Annotated in this window: 14 protein-coding genes; 6 read left to right on the forward strand and 8 right to left on the reverse strand. The window is 32.7% G+C overall.

What is annotated here, in order from left to right; genetic code table 11:
* Positions 1-268 precede the first annotated feature (268 nt).
* The 7 genes from AS161_RS02395 to AS161_RS02425 all read right to left on the reverse strand — a co-directional run bounded on the left by AS161_RS02395 (position 269) and on the right by AS161_RS02425 (position 7,208).
* On the reverse strand, positions 269-1,000 hold the full coding sequence (locus AS161_RS02395; RefSeq protein ID WP_164541665.1) for a hypothetical protein: 732 nt from the start codon (positions 998-1,000) through the stop codon (positions 269-271).
* A 71-nt stretch (positions 1,001-1,071) separates the two neighbouring features.
* Positions 1,072-1,338 (reverse strand): exodeoxyribonuclease VII, encoded by a 267-nt coding sequence (locus AS161_RS02400; protein WP_164541666.1) that lies wholly within the window; start codon positions 1,336-1,338, stop codon positions 1,072-1,074.
* Between the two features lie 47 nt (positions 1,339-1,385).
* Entirely contained in the window at positions 1,386-2,873 is a 1,488-nt protein-coding gene (gene xseA, locus AS161_RS02405) for an exodeoxyribonuclease VII large subunit (RefSeq protein ID WP_164541667.1), read from the reverse strand.
* Complete coding sequence (locus AS161_RS02410) at positions 2,845-4,992, reverse strand: TIM-barrel domain-containing protein (RefSeq protein ID WP_164541668.1); 2,148 nt, start codon at positions 4,990-4,992, stop codon at positions 2,845-2,847. Before AS161_RS02410 ends, xseA begins: the two co-directional genes overlap by 29 nt.
* Positions 4,993-5,008: 16 nt before the next feature.
* Positions 5,009-5,851: a pantoate--beta-alanine ligase gene (gene panC, locus AS161_RS02415; protein ID WP_164541669.1), complete on the reverse strand. Its 843-nt coding sequence runs from the start codon at positions 5,849-5,851 to the stop codon at positions 5,009-5,011.
* Positions 5,852-5,867: 16 nt separating this feature from the next.
* Positions 5,868-6,869: a DNA-processing protein DprA gene (gene dprA / locus AS161_RS02420; protein ID WP_164541670.1), complete on the reverse strand. Its 1,002-nt coding sequence runs from the start codon at positions 6,867-6,869 to the stop codon at positions 5,868-5,870.
* Positions 6,870-6,929: 60 nt separating this feature from the next.
* Positions 6,930-7,208 (reverse strand): RnfABCDGE type electron transport complex subunit B, encoded by a 279-nt coding sequence (locus AS161_RS02425; protein ID WP_164541671.1) that lies wholly within the window; start codon positions 7,206-7,208, stop codon positions 6,930-6,932.
* A 368-nt stretch (positions 7,209-7,576) separates the two neighbouring features.
* Here AS161_RS02425 and pelG point away from each other — a divergent pair, with 368 nt between their 5' ends.
* From pelG to priA, 5 genes are read left to right on the forward strand one after another with little or no spacing between them, the layout of a single operon-like run.
* Complete coding sequence (pelG, locus tag AS161_RS02430; protein ID WP_164541672.1) at positions 7,577-8,986, forward strand: exopolysaccharide Pel transporter PelG; 1,410 nt, start codon at positions 7,577-7,579, stop codon at positions 8,984-8,986.
* Positions 8,973-10,208 carry a GAF domain-containing protein gene (locus AS161_RS02435; RefSeq protein ID WP_164541673.1) on the forward strand — a complete coding sequence of 412 codons (1,236 nt, stop codon included), beginning with the start codon at positions 8,973-8,975 and terminating at the stop codon, positions 10,206-10,208. The genes pelG and AS161_RS02435 overlap by 14 nt, the downstream gene beginning before the upstream one ends.
* Complete coding sequence (locus AS161_RS02440; protein WP_164541674.1) at positions 10,189-11,091, forward strand: hypothetical protein; 903 nt, start codon at positions 10,189-10,191, stop codon at positions 11,089-11,091. Before AS161_RS02435 ends, AS161_RS02440 begins: the two co-directional genes overlap by 20 nt.
* Before the next feature lie 5 nt (positions 11,092-11,096).
* Entirely contained in the window at positions 11,097-11,978 is an 882-nt protein-coding gene (locus AS161_RS02445) for a methylenetetrahydrofolate reductase (RefSeq protein WP_164541675.1), read from the forward strand.
* A gap of 5 nt (positions 11,979-11,983) precedes the next feature.
* The gene (gene priA, locus AS161_RS02450; RefSeq protein ID WP_164541676.1) at positions 11,984-14,311 is read left to right on the forward strand and encodes a primosomal protein N'; all 2,328 of its coding nucleotides are present in this window, start codon (positions 11,984-11,986) and stop codon (positions 14,309-14,311) included.
* Between the two features lie 119 nt (positions 14,312-14,430).
* On the opposite strand, the gene AS161_RS02455 is transcribed toward priA, so the two are convergent.
* Entirely contained in the window at positions 14,431-15,987 is a 1,557-nt protein-coding gene (locus tag AS161_RS02455) for a sodium-dependent transporter (RefSeq protein WP_164541677.1), read from the reverse strand.
* A 29-nt stretch (positions 15,988-16,016) separates the two neighbouring features.
* On the opposite strand from AS161_RS02455, the gene AS161_RS02460 reads away from it, so the two are divergent.
* Complete coding sequence (locus AS161_RS02460; RefSeq protein WP_241241315.1) at positions 16,017-16,337, forward strand: transposase; 321 nt, start codon at positions 16,017-16,019, stop codon at positions 16,335-16,337.
* Positions 16,338-16,481 lie beyond the last annotated feature (144 nt).

The following is a 16,481-nucleotide window of genomic DNA, read 5'->3' on the forward strand; positions in this document are numbered from 1 at the left end:
CAAGCCTCCTTATATAATTATATGATATTAGCGAAGAAATTAAAAAATATCTGGTTCAAATTTTTTTATCTATATCTTTAGTATATTTTAATACTAGCTTCTTAAGCGACACATTTTACCTCTTTTTATTATATCATATTAATTTTAACTAAATCAACTTTACTTTTTTCAAATATAACATAAAATTTGAGATTTCTAATTTCCTAATTTCATTGTTTTTCGTTTTCCTTAAGTATGCCAGCCTAATTACAAAAAAATTCAATATAATTTAGAGTAATTCTTTGTTTAGATATTTTAAGAGCGTCATTACTTTCAGCGAGTATTCTTCCCTTAACGGTGATATATTACCGTAGTTGCTGAGTAATTCTTCCTCAAAAATTGGAATTTTAATAGTCCCAGAGGAATGGATTATCTCAATAAAATTAACTTTTGCTGCAGCATCACCCATTGATGAAGAAAAAAATATTCTATCTTGAGAGAGGTTTGCGGAAACAATGTTTGATAAATGGACTAAATAATAACCTGATATACGGTACTCTTTTGAGTTTATACTAACTTCGGCTTCTATAATGTAAAGAATATCATTTTTAATTGTAAATGAAACTAAGTAGATTGGTATAAAAATTTTTGGAATACCTTTCACTGATTTTACATAAAATTCCTGGTTCATCCAAGGTCTAAAGGATACAAAGTCAGCTATCAATTTACCATCTTTAGATTTAATATTGTCGAGGAAATTTTTCTTAACTTCTTCAAGGTTCATTTCAAATTTCTTTTTGTTTGGAAACTTTATGAAGTACATTAAGATGAAAGGGATAGAATAAACAATTAAAACGAATGCAATCGAATTTTTTGCAAAATGCACTAGATAATTGTATTCTCTTAAGTATTTGATTTGCTCAACAAAGCTTAAATTTACCAGGAAAAGGAAAATCCCAACAAGGAGTGTTATGACAGAACCTATTGGAAATTTTTGAAAGAAGTATTTATCAGAATGCATGCAAGTTCCCCCCCATAATATAGATGTGTTAAGGATAAATTTAAATTTTTAGCTAACTTTAGTTAAACTAGTTAGTCTAAATCAATTCTATTTATGAATTCTTCGTATTTTCTATCGATTTCTTCTTTTTGTTTTTTTATCATCGTTAATTTTTCTTTTGCTTTTGTAAGTAGCAATATTGCTTTTGAATAGAGTTCTATCTGTTTTTCTATCTCCAATTCTGATGATAGAAAAGTCGTTTTTATGAATTCAACTAATTCCATTAGTTCTTTAAAGGTTAACTTTTGAATGTCTTCTTCAGTCATATTTAGTAATTTTTCGACGTTTTTAATTTCCATTATCTATACCTCCATATATATTTAATATATTTTATCGTGTTTAAACTTTAATCATTCCCGGAAATAGTTGCTTGTACTTTTCCGTCGATAAAGTTTATTATAACATTTTCTCCTATAGATAGCTCTTTTTTGCTTTGAATAATTTTCCTATCTTTTAAGACCACCGCTCCACCGAAAGATAACGCAGAAAGTGGACCACCAATTTTTACGAATTCTTCTTTTTTCTCTTCAACTAAATTAGATAAGTTTGAATACTGTTTTTCTAAAGTATCTGAAAGTTTAATGTATCGTTCTACTTGTTGATTGATGTTGTTAATTTTTAGCTCTAATGTATCTTTTAAGTATTTATAGTCTAGCATTAATTTTTTTGAAAATTCAGATATATTGTATTTCATCTTTTCTGAAAGATTTTTAATAAAGTCCATAGATATCATTTTTTCGTATTCTTTAAGTGAGAATCTTTTGTACAAAACTTCGGCACTATCAATTAATTCCTCTTCTACAGACTGAATTTTTCCTCTGAATATTTCTTTTACCGTTTTATAATTTGTATCACTCAATTTGGCATTTAGTAGTTCTATTGCATTTTCCATGTATCGTGATAAGTCTGATACACTTCTTTCAACTTTATCTTGATAGCCTTTTATTTGATTTGATATTTCTTTGGCTACAGCTGTTGGTGTTGGAAATCTTCTCCAAGCAACGAAATCAGGGATAGTTTCATCTTTTTCATGACCAATTCCTGTCAATACTGGAATGAAATTATTCATTTGTGCTATCCTTCTGGCTAAGTTGTAGTCGTCAAAGTACATTAAATCGCTGGGCCCACCCCCACCTCTTATTATAACTATAACATCATATTTTACCATAAATTCTCTGCAGAATGTTTCTATTCTATTTAAAGCTGATATAACTTCCTCTGCGGTTGTTGCGCCTTGCATTGATGATTCGTAAAGATGAATCACCGGTCTTAATTCATCAGGAACGAGTATATTAGAAAGAAAATCGAAATATCCCTGAGCGGTTTTCGATGTGATTACTGCTATGTATTTTATTGGTTCTAGTTCATCTAAATTGTGTAAAACCTCCATTAATAGTCTTTCTTTTTTTAATAGTTCTTTTATTTTTTGACGACGTTGTAATATGTCTGATTCCCCTTGTGGAGCTATGGAATCCGCCCAAAAACTAAATTGCGCTCTATCTGGATAGAATGAAAGTTTTCCTTGGAATTCCCATTTTTTGTGTTCTAATTCGTATTCAGACTTTAATCCAAGAGAATTTAGCACAATTTTTGTTAGGTTTTTCCAAAGTATAATAGTTAGTTCTGTTTTCTTTCCATCGACAGTTTCCTGAGAAACGGTAATATACAAAGAGCCGTTGTAAGGTTTAACCTTAACAACATCAGCAACGAATTTAAAGCGCAATTTCAGTAAATCAGTTTCTCTAAGTCTTAGTTCTATATATTCAACGAATTCGCGTAATGTTTGAAACTCTAACAGATAAGAATCACCGTATCGGAATGGTATACTCTCCATCGTTCCCAACCTCTATACTCACATTTTTTGTTGAACCATCAATGTATGTGATACTAAAGTTCCAAGTTCTATTCCTTACGTTATAGTCAGCTTGCTTTGTCTTAATTATTATGGTATTGTCTTTTATGAGAATTTGTTTTAAGTTGTATTCTCCTTTTTTGTATCCCAGACTAATTCCATCATCTTCGTAGAAGTACGATACTATCCTTGATTTACCATCGCTGAAAACGTTCCAAGATATTGTGTCAACTTTCAACATATCTACGTAACTTTGTGGTTCCATAGTAGGTATTGCTGTGTTTATAAGCTGAAACGCAGGGATATATTCTATTGGGGTATTAACAATCCTCCATCCGTTTCTATAAATATTTCCGTCAAATAAGTTAATTGCGGTTTTTGGAAGCCAAACGAGCCTTTTCTCAACATTAGGTCTATCGACTGGCGCGACTAATATACTATCTCCAAACATAAACTCATCTTCTATTTTTAACGCTTCTTTTTTTGAAAAGTCATAAAATAGAGGTCTTACTAGCGGAATATTTTTCTTGATACCGAGCATGTACTGAGTATAAATGTATGGTATCAATCTGTACCTGAATTTTATAACATCTCTCAGTATGTTCTTTACTTCTTCACCAAATTGCCATGGCTCTTGCCTTTTAGTTCCTATAGCTGAGTGATTTCTAAACATTGGAGAAAACACGCCAAGTTGCATAAATCTTATAAGGAGTTCTGCGTTTACATCACCACCGAACCCACCAACATCAAATCCAGAATAAAATACTCCCGCAAGACTTAGCGAATTTATTCTTATTATCTCTTGTCTGATATGTTCCCACCAACTGTGGTTATCCCCTGTCCAAACTCCACCGTACCTTTGAATACCAGAATAAGCCGACCTAGAAATTAAAAATGGTCTTTTTTTAAGATCTTTTTGTATCATCTCGCTTGTTGCTTTTGTCATATTCAATCCATATGTGTTTTTAACCTTCCAATGCGGTGTGCCATCTAAATGAACTATATCATCACCATGCCCCTGTCTGCCTATTTCACCTATAGAACCAAGTGTGCCAGCTAATTTAATTCCATCTTCTAATTTAGCATTTTTTAATTTTTTCTTAGCTTCTTTTATGTCATCTTCAGTTGCAAATATTGCAATTTCGTTCATATCATTCCAAAAACCATCTATACCGTCTTTAAGATATTTTTTTGCATTTCTTGCCCACCAAATTCTGACTTTCTTATCTCTAAAGTCTGGGAACCTAACTCTTCCGGGCCATACAGCCCCCTCGAAATCTCCACCGTAAATATCTTTTAAAAAATACCTTCCATTACCGCTTTCAAATATTTTATAAAATCTTTCTACTTTCACACCGGGGTCAAGTATGGAAATTACCTTAAATCCATCTTGGTGTAGCTTCTCTAACATTTTTTTATAGCTTGGAAAGTTATTCTTATTCCAAGTGAAGACTTTGTAATCTTGCATGTAGTCTATATCAAGGTAAATGACATCACATGGTATATCTTCTTTTCTAAATTTGTTTGCTATATCTAAAACTTCATCTTGAGTCATGTAGCTCCACCTTGATTGTTGATAACCAAATGCCCAGATAGGAAATGCTATGTTTTGTCCAGTAAGTCTGAGATATTGTTTTAATATTTCTCGTACGTTTTTCCCAGTTATTATATACTGATTAAATCCTTTACCACGTATTTTAAAAGAAATAGTTTTGTCATTGTTCGAATCTATATCAATTTCCATCCATCCTGGGTAATCTGTGAAGCAACCATAAACTTTATCAAAATCTTTTGATATGTATACAAAGAACGGAAAACTCTTGTAAAGGGGATCTGCTGATGGATGGTGTGTGAAATTATCTGTATTCCAAAAAACATACCGCCTTCCTTTTCTGTCAAGTGGACCAACTTTATCACCAAACCCGAAAAAATATCCTTCGTTTTCTATACGTCTTTTTAATGTTATATATTCGCCATCTACCTTATACTCTATATCTTTGAATAATTCGGAAAAATCGTTGGGTGAAGTTTCTTGAAATACATACCTGACAACTGCCTCACTACTGATGTCTGGTTCTCCATAAGTGATTTTGTATATCATAAATTTACCTCCGATATTAGCAGTTAATAATCATGTTATCTATCAATCTTGCCTTACCTACAAAAACAGCCAACGCAATTATTACTTTCCCTTCTATTTTTTCAATTGGTTTCAATGTCTCTTCATCAACAATTTCTACGTAATCTATTTTCAAAAGTGGATGATTAAGTATCTCTAGCATAAGGTTTTTAATCTTTGATACATCTCTCTCTCCGCTTTCTATCAATTCTTTCGCTTTTAAAAGTGATTTATGCAGTCTTGTTGCTTCCTTTCTTTCTTCTTCGTTTAAATAAACGTTTCTTGAAGACATGGCAAGCCCGTCTGATTCGCGAACAATTGGCATTTCAATCATTTCAACGTCCATATTAAGATTTTGAACCATTCTTCTGAGTATTCTAAATTGCTGTGCATCTTTTTGACCGAAATAAGCACGTGTGGGTTTCACTATGTTAAATAATTTTGTGACGACTGTGCATACACCTCTAAAATGTCCAGGCCTTTTGGCGCCGCATAGATATTTTGAAAGTTCAACTTCATCAACGTAAACGGAATAATTTTTCGGGTACATTTCTTCAACACTTGGATAGAAAACATAATCTACATTTAAAGGCTCAAGCAATCTTAAATCCCTTTCCAAATCTCGTGGATATCTGTTAAAATCTTCGTTAGGACCAAATTGAGTAGGGTTAACAAATATACTTACAACAACTATATCGTTATCTTCCCTGGCTTTTTTTACGAGACTCAAATGCCCTTCGTGCAAATAACCCATTGTTGGCACAAAACCGATAGTTTTTCCTTTATCAATAGCTTCTTTGGATAATCTTTTCATTTCATTTATTGTTTGAACAAGCCTCATGTTATTCACCTCCTAGCTATATTGCTCTTGCGTAAGTACCGTCTTCGACTCTGTAAACAAGCCCTTTTAATTCCATAATTGTGAGTAAAAGCAAAATTTCCGAAAGTGGTTTGGAAATCTTTTCAGATAATTGCTCAGGATTTAAATTTGTTTCCAAAGCTTCAAGCATTAACTTTTCATCATCATTCAACTCTATGATTTTGCGATGTTCTTTAAATCCATAATATTCCAAAATTTCAGATGGATGTGTTACAAGAAAAGCACCATTTTTGATTAAATAATTTGTACCTGTACTTGTTGATTTGAATATATCACCCGGAACTGCAAATATATCTTTACCTTGTTCTACACCAAATTTTGCGGTTATCAATGCGCCACTATCCGTTCCTGCTTCCGTTACCAAAACACCCTTTGAAACACCTGAAATAATTCTATTTCTTGCTACAAATGTATATTTTTGAGGTCCTTCCCAGGGTAAATATTCACTTATAACGCAACCATTTTTTATAATTTCTTGGTAAAGTCTTTCGTTTGATTTTGGGTATATGTAATCTACACCGCATCCTAAGACAGCTATTGTTGGTCTTAAGTTTTTCAAAGCTGTTGCGTGTGCGATACTATCAACCCCATAAGCCATGCCACTCACAATCACAAAGTGTTTTGATAAATCTGTTGAGAACATTTCTGTGACTTGTTTACCGTAATTGGTCATCTTGCGTGTCCCAACTACGGCAAACAAATCGTATGATAGAAATTCAACATTTCCCTTTGCGAATATAAAAACCGGAGGATCTGGAATATGCCTAAGCTCCTCCGGATATTCTTCATCCCAGTAAGTAATTAAAGAAATATCGCCCTTTGATAATCTCATTTCAATTTTGTGAACTAAATCATTGAACTCTTTAATTTGCTCTGGGGTAATTAAAAAGTCACTCTTGTTATAAGAAATTAATTCGTCGATATCTTCAAGCTTTTTCTTACAAATTTTATGAATAGCTACTATTTCTGTTTTTTCCATTAAAAAATATCCCCCACATGTATGTGAATACTAATTTAAATAAACGATTATGAAATATTTTTACTTTCTGTTTGCGAGTATTTCTTTGATTTTTTCTTCTACGCCATTTTTCTTACCAGGCAAACATTTGTCAGGCTTGTCTCCTTTTGCAATGGCCTTTGCGTAACCTTCGCAGCCAGGATATCCACATGCGCCACAATTTATACCTGGTAATGCTTCTAAGATTAGTTTAACAGTAGGATCCTCCTCTACTTTGAACTTTTCACTAACATAAGATAAGAAAAGGCCAAATGCAAAGCCTATACCACCAAGTAAAATAGCTGAATAAACGACCACCACACCGTTCACCTCCAGACAATATGGGAAATGTATAAATTAAATCGTTAATTTTATACGAATTACAATACAATTATAACTTAAATTTTTTTACAATGCAAATTGAGTTTTTTATCTAGTAATTTTGCTAAAACTGATTGCCGATTTTCTGATTTTGATGAATTCGTTTCATATAGTTAACACTAAACATCTTGAAATTTTACACTTTACAAGGTATAAATATATTGCAGCGACCCCCCTATCCCCCCTTGGAAGAGTTGGAAAACTTTTTCAAGATACCCCCGGAAAAAACCGGGGGATTTTTTGTTTTTAAATTCTTTTATTAGTATGATATAATAACAACGGAAAAATTTAATATTTCGGGGGATAAAATGGCAGGGATAGGATTTGAATTAAATAAATTGTTAAAACGAAACTCTTTTTTCTCAGAAACTATTGCATTCTTTTATTCAGCAAATATATCTGCAGGACCATGGATAATATCTTCGTTGACACTTTTTCTAATACAAGTTTATATACCTCAACAGAATATTCCATTCTTAGTCTCAGGAATTATCTATACTTTTATTTTTTCAACAATACTTTTTGGAAGCGTTGCAACTTCCGTCACACGTTATTTATCTGATTTGATTTATAAGAAGGAATTTAATAATATATATAAACTTTACACTTCGTCGGTTGGTTATGCATTTATATCTTCTGGGATATTTCTTACCTTGTTCTTCCTTATCAACAAAATTTCTGAGTGGCAAAAAATTATTCTTTTTTCATATTCTTTGATTGTTCTTTCAATAATTTGGGTTCAAGTTATTTTTATATCCGCTATTAGAAAATTTTCTCCTGTTATTCTAAGTTTTTTAGTCGGTGGTACTGCTAGTTTCTTTTTAACTTTGTACCTTTATAAAATCAAAAACGAATACTATGCTTACGCAGGTTATAATTTTGGTTTAATGATTATACTTACAATTCTTCAACTTTACATTCGAAGATATCTTTATTTAGGAGAAGAGGTGGAAAAAGAACAAAAAAATATTAATCCTCCGCTTTTTATACTCTCGATTAAGGCGTACAAAAAACAGGCACTATCAGGCTTTTTTACTTATATGGCTGCTTGGGTTGATGATTTTATCGCTTGGATTTATTTCAGATACAGTATTTCAAAAGGTTTTGTATTTGCGCCCCAGTATGATATTCCAATGTTTATCTCATACCTTTTTATAATTCCAACCTTGTCACTTTTCGTTCTAAACTTAGAAACGGAATTTTATTTTTACTATAGAGCCTTTTACAAGTCTATCGAAGAAAATCGCACTTTGAACTTTATAAGGATAAGTAAAAATAATTTAGACGAAAGTCTTTATTCTTCAACTAAACTTGTATTAGCGGTTCAATTTTCATTTATGTTAACTGGTCTTATTCTTTCTGATAGTTTAGCTGATTTGTTGAGGCTTGATAGCTACGGCTCAACGGCTTTAAAATTTGGTATCGTTGGTGCCGCTGCAAATGGAATTTATCTTTACATTTCTTTGATAGCGCATTACTTTGACTTGCCTGGTATACCACTTAAATCTTCTATAATGGCCTTTTTGATTAATTTATTTTTATCACCACTCACTGTCAAGCGTTTGCCTGGAATCGGTTTTGTCATTGGTTTTATTTTTGCCACGATATATAGTTTTATTAGATTTAATCGTGTTTATTCTGATTTGCTTATGTTTGAATTTTCAAGAAACAGGCTGAAACTTCCGAAAGAAGGGGTTATAATTCATGAAAACAAATAAGTTTGGGACAAAATCAAGGTTTGGAGAAAAAATGAAAAAAATAGTATTCTCTGGCTCGTTTTCCATATGGTTTATAGAATATTTTTTGGTGATGTTTTTCGTATATATACTTTTCTTAATGCATTGGTTAAATGTAAATATATTTGTTTCTCTGCTCATAGGCTTGGTTTTTATATGGTCTGCTCGTCATGGTCTTCTTGCGTTTATAGTCTCTATGCTTTCTTTTGAGATGATATTCTTATATATTTTGAAAAAAACTGGAAATCTTATTTTTCCTGCAAATGCAACATCTGTTTACGTTATAGTTCTTGGGCTTTTCATTGGTATTATAGGAGAGATTTTAAATAAAAGGCTTAGAACAACGGAAAACGAGAGAAAAAAGCTTGAAATGGAGAGGAAAAATCTCGTTGAACATATTGAAACGTTAAAGTCTGTTATTAGCCAGCTTGAGCTTAGAATATATTTTGAAGGTCAAGGGATGATAGACCTTCTTGAGAGATTGCAAGAACTTGAAATATTAGATCTTGATGAGATGCTTACAAGAGCAGTAAGTATAATTGCGGAGTTTTTTGAAATTGAAAATTTGAAACTTTACAGTGTGGATAAATATTTTCTAAGGTATGTTGCTGGTATAGGCAAGAAGAATCTGCCAAATTCTTTTGAAGCGAAAAATTCAAAAGTAATATCAAGGGCTTTGGAAAAAGGATATGCTTCTTTACCAGAGGTTTTGCTTGAAATGGAAATAGAAAATTTTGAACCGTGGTTTGCTGTTTCAGTTGGAAGAGGAGATGACACATTTGGAGTTTTTGTGGTTGAAGATATAACTCCTGACAAGTTTTCCCAAACGCTGATACTTTATATGCAGTCTATTGCGTCCTGGCTTAATGCAAATATTAAAATAGTCAAAGAAGAGACGAAACTGCTCGAAGAACGATTTAAGAATACCGACGGTACATGGAGTGAGGAGTATTACATTAAAAAGAAATCAGTACTCGACAAGAGAAGAGAAAAGTTCGGAATTCCATACGAAGAGCTATGTCTAATATACGATAAAACAATTCATGGCTCAGTTATAAAAGAATTTAGAGCATCTGATATAGCTACTGCTAAGGGAATCGGTGATAGAGTTCAACTTAAGGTGTTGTTGTCTGTTTGTGATGAAATTGGTAAAAAGAAGATTATTGAGAGGTTGGTTAGTAAATATGAAATCCAAATGTGTTAATAAAGAGGAGAAGTATAGAAAGAGGGAAGGTATAAATTATATTATCTTGCTGAATATTACTAATGTATTCCTTATATTGATAAACCTAATAACCATTTACCTCTACGGGTTTCGTTTCCAGAATTTTTTAGTTTATTTAATTTCAGCAGCGATTTACTATCTCTATAGGAAAAATCTTCCGGAAATTATCGTATTTACGCTTTCATATCCTCTTGCTTGGCTTTATATGATACCTTTAAAAAATGAAGAAATTGAAGATTTTTTCAACATTCCGCTTATGCCTGAAATTGTTATGAAAATTGATAAAGAAGCGCTATCTACTTTACCAATAAAAACTGTTCTGACTATTGGAGCGATTTCAGAAAGAAAAGCTGTGACTTATGATATATTTGCCCAAGTAACAAGAGGTATAAATATAGAACAAAACATGAAATATCTACAGCAACTATTGAAGGATCCTCATATGGATGTTTCATTATACGCTGGCCAAACTCTTGAGGATATAGAAAATTATTTCGAGTACCATATTTCAAGGACAAAAAATGAAAATACAATTCATTCGTGTTTTTTCATATATAACTACCTTCGAACTGGGATATTGCGCGGGTCTTTAAAAGAAAAATATAAGCTTTTGCTTATGGAAAAGCTTGGTAAGGTAAGTGATAGAGTATATCTTTACTATGAGATGATGTATTATTTGACGGGCGATATAAATTATCTTTTGGAAAGTTTCAAAAAGACTAAGAATATGGAACATTTAAGATTATTTGTCTTTGAGAAACTTAAAAGACAAGATTACAAAGAAGCAAGAGCTATATTATTCCAACATACAAAAGCATTGGTATGTGATATTTCTAATCTAATAAGCAATTCAAGGAAGTGAAATGTGTGGATTTACAGGAAATAAGTGATTTCTATAAAAAAAGATTTATCCTTGAGACTTTACCACCACGTGGGGTTGTTTTAGAAAAATACGTTGATTTTTGTATTAAAGCTATTGAATCTGGTGCGGAGATTATAGCTGTAACGGATCTTCCAATGGGTAGTGCGCGTGTATCACCTATAGCTCCTGCACATATTTTAGTCGAAAAAGGTATAGATGTAATAATGCATTTTTCCAGAACGACAAGAAATGCGATAAGAATTGAGGGAGATTTGATAGCATCTCACATGCTTGGTATAAAAAATCTATTGATTTTATCAGGTGATGATCCACGCGTCGGTACTTATCCTTTTTCATCATGCATTGAAGATTTCAGTATATACGATGTATTTAAATTAGTAAAACTTTTAAATGAAAAGGGGGAAGACCTTGCTGGATTAAAGATATTTGGTAAATTTTCATTTAACCCCGGAGGTGTATTTAGTCCTTTTGAAAAAGACTATAAGCAAACGATTCAAAGAATGAATACAAAAATAGAAAACGGTTGTTTATTTTTCGTTTCGCAACCGGTGTTTAATGAATCAACAATTCTTAATTTCTTAAAAAAGGCTGAAGGGGATTTGAATGAAACAAAGATATACGTCTCTCTAATGGTTTTTGAGAGTGTTCAACAACTCGAGTACTTTTCCAAAGTTCCGGGGGTTTTCGTTCCGAAAGAGTATTTTCATCAGAAAGATGATAGAGCACTAAAAAATTATTCATACAAAAATTGTTTGGGCATTATAGAAAAACTTTCGCCTTATGTACAAGGATTCTATTTAACGTCTACTACAAAAGATTTAGAAATAATTAAAGGGTTAGCTGAAGTTATTCAAGGAGCTGATTAATTAATATGATTTACATAGTAGCATTATCAAATTCAAGTCAAATCGAACCTGTCTTTTGTGAGTACAATGGGCACATTGAAATAGGTGAAAGAGTTTTACTTCAGCATAAAGGTAAAAAGGTTTTAGGTTATGTAATTGGTAATCAAGAATGGGCCCCTTGCGATGAATTTTTACCTAACCAGAAATCAAGCTCAGAATATTCAAAAATCATTGAGCGAATGGATTATATATCTTTTCTTGAAAAATCAAGGGTAAAAGCTTTATACAGTTTAGCGAATTTTTACTTTTCTGGATTAGGTAAATACTTTGACATATCTTTTCCAAGTAAATTTGATGATTATTTTTCACTTTTTGTTGAAAGTGTAAGTCCTTTTGTAAATATCGAGAAAATGCCATACGAAGAATTCAAAAAAATCAAAAATTATAAAGAGTATATCAATAACGGTTTGGTCAAAGTTTACAGAGATTTTGAAACGAAAAAGCCAAGACCAAGAAAAAGGGGAGAATGCGTTTACTTAAAAATTTCTTCAATTGAATTGTCAAAATTAAAACTAACAGTATCGCAGAGTACGGTTGTTAATTATTTACTTCTCAAAGGCCCTACCGAAGTTGAGCAAATAATAGAAGATTTAGATATAAAGAAAGATGTTATTGTACAATTAAAAAATAAAGGAATAATTGAGATTTTAGAGCAATGTAGTGATTTTGAAACACTTAATATAAAACCACAGAGAGTTATTTTAAGTGACGAACAAAAGAGTATAGTTGACAAAATACTTTCATACGATTTTAGAAAAGAAAAGAAACACCTTGTTTTTGGACCAACTGGAAGTGGCAAGACAGAGGTTTATCTCGAGGTCATTGAAAAATACTTACCATTTGGTAATGTACTATATTTAGTTCCAGAGGTATCTTTAACTGAACAAACGATAGCAAGGCTTAGAAAAAGATTTCCAGATTTATCTATAGCGGTTTACCATAGCTATTTAACAGAATCAAAGCGCGTTGAAATTTGGGCGAAAGCGGTTAAAGGTGAGATAAATATATTAGTTGGTCCAAGAAGTGCTGCGTTTGTGCCTTTAAAAAACCTTAATCTTGCAATTGTTGATGAAGAACATGATGAAGGCTATTACAATAATTCTGAGCCTTTTTACGAAATTCACGCATTTCTTGATGCTTTGCCAATTACTGTTGTATATGGTTCAGCTACCCCTTCTTTGGAAAGTTATAAGAAAGCCAAAGATGGGGAATATGTATTTCACAAGCTTACTAAACGTTACAACGTTGAATTACCAGAAGTTGAAATTGTGGACATGAATAAAACAAAGAAAGTTACTTTCTCTATATCTGAAATCTTATACAATAATCTAAGTAAAGTGCTTGAAGCTGATAAATCAGCCATAATATTCACGAGGCGAAAAGGTTTTTCAAGGGTGCAATGTGCTGTATGCGGTTATATAGTAAAATGCGAACATTGTGATGTTGCAATGACTTATCATTTAGATTCCAATAATTTAAAATGTCACATCTGTGGAAGTGAGAAGGAATTATCCTTAAATTGTCCTAACTGTGGTTCAAATATGTTCATAGATAGAGGAACTGGTAGCGAGAAAGTTGAAAAAGAGCTCCAGCAACTCTTTCCATCGAGAAATATTGGAAGGATTGATGCAGAAATAGCTGATACCCCAGAAAAACTAAAAAAACTCCTAGATTATTTAAGAGAAGGAAAAATCGATATAGTTGCTGGAACAAAGATGATTACGAAGGGGTTAGATATATACAGAATAGCGCTCATTGGTGTTGTGGATGTTGATGCTTTAATTTCTTATCCTGATATAAACGCTCCACTGAGAACATTTCAACTTTTAGTTCAAGTAATTGGAAGAGCAGGGCGAAGTGAAAAGGGAAAGGCGATAATTCAAACTTATAAGCCAAACGATCCAGTAATAACATTTGCGAGTAATCAAGATGTTGAAGGGTTCTATGAGAGAGAACTTGAGATAAGAAAACAACTGAATTATCCACCTTTTGCGTCTGTAGTTGTATTAACTTACGCCAATCTGAATCAGGAAATAGCGCGAGAAACAATTGACACTGTTGCAGATGAAATAGAAAACATTGTAAAGAAAGAGAAAAAGGTCCAAGAAGTTTATAAATATTACTTAGAACTTCTTGGACCTTCTGAACATCCTATATTTAAAGCAAATAATAAGTACCGATATCAAATATTTTTCAAGACAAACAACGTACCAGAATTAGTAAGGCTTTTGAAAAAGATAATCTCAAATTACTCTGGGGAATGGATTATAAAGGTGAATCCAAACGAAATATGATTTAAAATTATTTCTTTGATTTTTTCATTATCGTTCCAACGGATAATGCCGTGAGGAGAATTATTATTCCCCAACTCCAAGCCATAAAAACGAGCGCTGTGCTTGACATATTATCACCCCTATTTATCTTTTTGCGCTTCTAATTTTTTACTGATACTTCTGTATGTAAGGATAAAGCTCGATATGAAAATTACTATAAGAACAATTCTCGCTGCGATGACCCAAGGAATTAGTACAGAGTTATCTTTAACAAAATCCGGTATCAATTTGAAGTAACCATTCTTTGCGTAATCTATCGTTGAGAAAACAAGTAAAATGATTATAAATGCTGGGGTTATGAAGCTCATTATTAAATTATAGAACCACTTTGGTATTTTCCAGTAGCTTCCTTTGTTTATCTCTTCAAGGCCTTTTGCTTTAAACAACCATACAGCCGCAATGATTTCAATTAATCCGAGCAAGACGAGGAAATAAGTACCAACCCAATTATCAAGCTCTGTTAAGTACATTAAATCAGCTGTTTTCGTGAGAATAGGTTCTAAGGCAACAGGTAAACCGCCGATGATGTACATGAGAAAAACAAACAACGAACTTTTCTTTCTTTCAACGCCAAATTCTTCTTCTAAAAATGCAGTTAGATAATTAAACATTGCTATTGAACTTGTTATTCCAGCAAAGAAAAGTAGCAGGAACCAGAATGTTCCAAAAATCTGTCCACCAGCCATGTTTCTAAATACGTTTGGAAGCGCTATGAAAGATAATCCAACTCCACTCTTTAAACCCTCGGCGCCAAGGAAAGTAAAAGCAATGGGGATAACTATTGTACCAGCTAGTATGACCTCTGCGAAATCATTTAATGAAGCTGTTGCAACTGCTGATGTTACGATGTCATCCTCGTCTCTCATGTAAGAAGCATAGTTTTGGATTATTCCCATACCTAGGGATAGCGTAAAGAATATCTGCCCTGCTGCTGCTAATGTTGCCGACCAATTCAACTCGTTCCATCTTGGAGACCATAAGAAATCAAGCCCCTTAATTGGATTCCATTCAGGGTTCACTGGTGATCCTAATGTAAGCGCTCTCACAAGAAGAATAATTGCGAATATATAAATAGCTGGCATAGCGATTATTGCTAATCTTTCCAAGCCTTTGTTAACACCATTACTTGTTATGTAATATAAAATTGCAAGTGTTATTATCCAGAATATTAATACTCTAAAAGGACTTTGAATGTATCCGACAAAATAACCAGCTGTATCGATTGATTTATCCATGTATTTTCCAACGGCTGTTTCAAAAGAATAACCAAGCGTCCAACCAATAACATGATTGTAATAGGAGTTTAGGAGTATAACTACCGAAAGTGCGATTGCACCAGCCAACGCGCCAAGTACTTTCGCAAACTTATGTCCAACGCTCTCTTTTGCTTGTAAGTAAATCATTGGACCTAATGTACCATGACCGTACTTTCCACCGTATCTACCTTGAGCCCATTCAATTATTAGCAGAGGGATACCCATAAAAAGGAAAGCGATGAAATATGGTATCATGAATGCTCCTCCGCCGTTTTTGGCCGCTTGATACGGGAATCTCCAGAAATTCCCAAGACCAATAGCGTTACCTGCCATAGCCAATATCAAACCTAGCTTACTTCCCCAGTGTTCTCTCTTCTCCACAACAGCCACCTCCCTAAAAATTTGGGATTTTGTTAGATAAATACTTTAGTCAAAGAAAACAAAACACACAAATAGAGTTAATAACTGATGGACTAAAAGCGTACGAGATAGCAGTGAAACTAAATTTTGATAATGTTGAGCACAGAGAAGTAAGACTAGGTAAAAACAACGAATGTGAATCGAAATTTTCGTTATTTAAGATGTTTGTTAGAGCGAAAAGGAGCTTCAAGAAATTTAGCAACATACGGTACTATGTAAATGGTTTTTGTGTAGTAAGGAACCTATGCAAGTTATATGAGAACGAAAATGAGATGATTACAGCTTTAGCTTCCATCATCACTACTAGTTAACAGCATCAAAATTTGGGAAATATTAGAGAAATAATAGGATAATATAAGGTAAAAATGAAATAAAATAAAAAAGGCGTGTGATATAGACATATATACACCAAAAGTTTATCATATAAATCATTGTTATTCAACACCAATTTTTAT

The organism is Fervidobacterium sp. 2310opik-2, from assembly GCF_011057735.1.
GTDB classification, from domain to species: Bacteria; Thermotogota; Thermotogae; order Thermotogales; family Fervidobacteriaceae; genus Fervidobacterium; species Fervidobacterium nodosum.